We start from the raw sequence: 3,026 nt of genomic DNA on the forward strand, positions 1-3,026 counted from the left end.
TGGTCGCTCGCCGAACACTGACATTGCGAACAATCCTTGAAATGGGTTTGGTCGATCTACGTTTGGTTTTCTGGGTAACCTTAGACCCACTTACTTTTTTTGCCATCGCTCATTCCAGTAGCTGGGAACAGACTTTTCCAGAATTGGGTATCGCGGATGTGCCCCGATCTCTCAAGGACGGGCTTCTAAACGTTGTTTGTTCCAGACAGCAGAGATAGAAATTTGCCTGATTTCGTTCGTGTAAATCCACTTCATGATGAAAAAACACGATCCAAAACACTTCACTAAGCAAGTTGTATGGCTCACTGAGGCCGAGACGGCATTGCGATTGAATCTGTCTAAAAAGTGGCTCCAGGCCCAGCGGTTTAAAGGCGGCGGTATCCGCTATGCCAAGTTTGGCTCGGCGGTGCGATATAGTCTCGCTGATATCGAGGAATATGAAGCTCGGTGTCTCCGCCCCCATACTTCCGACTTGGGAAGTGACGCTGAGAAGGGCTGCTGATGGCCCGCCGCAACATCACGGACCTCCCCGATCCGAAAGAACGCTGTCGCCCGGATCGGGCACCACCCTATGGCAAGAAGAAGCAGAAGTTTCCGACCTTAGCGGAAGCGCGGGCCGAAAATCTAAAACGGGCCAAATTGATCCGCAAAGCCTGCCGTAATCCAACCAATCTGTTCAACCGTGACGATGCCCTGGCGCTTGCCGATCTGCTGGAGAAGGCGGCGCAAGGACAAGAATCCGAGAGCTTGGCCTGCAAGGTCTATATGGGCCGGATGCGGATCAAGATCGGCGGCGCATTGTGGAAGCTGGCCGATGAAGAGTGATCCCAAGAGCTTCACCATTCTATTTCGCGACTGGATATTCACCCCTGAAGAACTCTGGAACATCAACCCGCATCAGCTAATTCGCCGGTTCCTGCGCATTTTGCAACGCGCCGACGTCTACCGGAAGCGCGGTTACATATTCGTAGGCCTTCACGGGGAGTTCAATCGCAACACCGGATGCTTCCACCTGCATCTCCACGGCATCGCGGACGGCGAAATGGTGAATGTGGTTCGCGGTTTGAAAAAGCTACCTCGCTTCCGATTCGACAGGAAGCGTGACCTCCGGTCCCCTATCCGCGTCACCCGGCTGCGTATGACCAATCTGCCATATCCCTTGCTCTATACAGTGCAGGATTGGTGGCCCGGTCGGTTCATACTCGTGCGCAATGGCAAACCGGTTCGTAGCCGCCGCCAGCGCATCCCCGAACCCTATCACACCTTGCTGCTCCTGTGGCTCGACCGCTGGAGTCTTGCAGACATGATCCTGATGGTCGGGATACGTGCGGGCAAGCATGGGTTTGCAAAACGTGCATGAATAGGAGGGAGGTATTAAGGTTAAAATCTTTGAATCTGGCCCATAGAGACACATAGAACCTATTTAGACCAGTATAGCTGGTAATATGCGTATATATTTATTGGTAACACAACATGAAGATGTCTGTTCTGGTGATCCAGTGCAGTGCTTTGTCATGAGTTGGGTATTTTGGGTAAATCGGGGAGATGCATCTATCTCCCTAAACTTTTTGAAAGACGCATCAATGAAAAAGTATTTTTACATCAAAGTGCGCGGAGTCCGCGCTAGGAGCGGAGCCTTGCTGTATGAGGTGACCGAGTACGATAAAATCGGCTACATCGACGTGGTCGAATTTATGCGCCGACCAAATGACGCGATCGCGGGCTTGGCGGCGGCAGGCATGACATTTGTCGGCAAGCGTCGTGCCAAGCTTATCGACGTTTTATCCGATATCGAGGATTTCGTGGACGAAGCGGTATTCGACCGGATCGGATGGAATGGGTCATATTTTGTGTATCTCGACGGCCACATCTTTGCTCCTAAGGGGGCACCGCCAGCGCAGGTCATCTGCGAATTGAAACCCGAACGTGTCGGTCAAGCCGAATCGTTGGAGGGCTGGCTGGCAGGCGTGCCCGCCCGCGTTGCGGGGCATTATGTATGCGAATTCATGTTTATGGCAGCATTTGCAGCACCATTGCGCTCGCTTTTAAACCGAGATGAAAACAGCGGTTTCGAAATCCCAGGCGAGGCGGCCTGCGCCAAGAGTACACTCCTTAATCTTGTCTCATCGATCTGCGGTGGATTCTTGGGTGGCGATCAGGGCAAGTATCCCCTATCGTTTGCAACCACGGCGGCAGGCATCGAATGGGAAACCCAGAACTATTCTGATCTTCCGTTGATTGTCGACGACGGAACCCTCTATGAACTGGGTGCCTCCCCACGCGCGCGAGCAAATAGTTTGATGCAGCTCCTCATGTCTCTTGGCAAGGGAGAGGAAAAGCGGCGGTACGGCACGACGTCTCGGAAGTTCAAATTTGTATTTCTGACCAGTGCAAATCAGTCGTTGCTGCAAATTATCGGGGGGCAAAATGCTGCTGAGGTGGTCGAAGCGGTGTCGCATCGGCTTTCCACAATCCCGTTGTTCGGCCGGGAGTTTGGGGTATTCGACCGGTTGCCAGACGGCTATGTCGATATCGGCGATTTCATAGCGGACTTGATCAACGCTGCCTCCGCAAACCACGGTTGGTCAATGCGGCATTTCCTCCAGCAGCTTGTGGAGAAGGTTGCCCTCGATCCAGTCGCATTTCGGGACCGCCTGGAATCTCATATCGCGAGCTTTCGCGAGCAGGCGAACATTGAGTTGAACGGTGGCGCAGCTCGCCGCGTCGGCGACTCATTCGGCCTTGTTTATGCTGCTGGACGCCTGGCAAAGCATTTTGGTGCCCTTCCAGAAACCTTTGACCCCCTCGCTTCGACCCTCGCCTGCTATAGTCTTCACCGGGCGTCAGTAGCACCCACACCATCTCCTGCCATGCTGCTAAAGGCACTGGCAGAAGACAATGAGATCATAGACCTGGACAAGGTCGGCAGGCGGCACATGAGTGACGAGCAGTTCGCAATTGTGCAGGTGTTGTTGCCCCCTAAAGGCCGGACAGTTCCTCACGGGTTGAACGTTCGATAAACTCTC

4 protein-coding genes are annotated in these 3,026 nt (G+C 53.5%); all 4 read left to right on the forward strand.

The annotated features are described in order from the left end of the window. Positions 1-256 precede the first annotated feature (256 nt). On the forward strand, positions 257-502 hold the full coding sequence (locus IL54_RS25885; RefSeq protein WP_443211293.1) for a helix-turn-helix domain-containing protein: 246 nt from the start codon (positions 257-259) through the stop codon (positions 500-502). Continuing rightward, positions 502-825 (forward strand): hypothetical protein, encoded by a 324-nt coding sequence (locus tag IL54_RS08235; RefSeq protein ID WP_037474690.1) that lies wholly within the window; start codon positions 502-504, stop codon positions 823-825. Before IL54_RS25885 ends, IL54_RS08235 begins: the two co-directional genes overlap by 1 nt. Then, complete coding sequence (locus IL54_RS08240; RefSeq protein ID WP_037474693.1) at positions 815-1,360, forward strand: hypothetical protein; 546 nt, start codon at positions 815-817, stop codon at positions 1,358-1,360. The genes IL54_RS08235 and IL54_RS08240 overlap by 11 nt, the downstream gene beginning before the upstream one ends. A 223-nt stretch (positions 1,361-1,583) precedes the next feature. Further along, positions 1,584-3,020: a DUF927 domain-containing protein gene (locus tag IL54_RS08245; protein ID WP_037474694.1), complete on the forward strand. Its 1,437-nt coding sequence runs from the start codon at positions 1,584-1,586 to the stop codon at positions 3,018-3,020. Positions 3,021-3,026 lie beyond the last annotated feature (6 nt).

Origin of the sequence: Sphingobium sp. ba1 (assembly GCF_000743655.1) — a bacterium.
GTDB lineage: Bacteria > Pseudomonadota > Alphaproteobacteria > Sphingomonadales > Sphingomonadaceae > Sphingobium.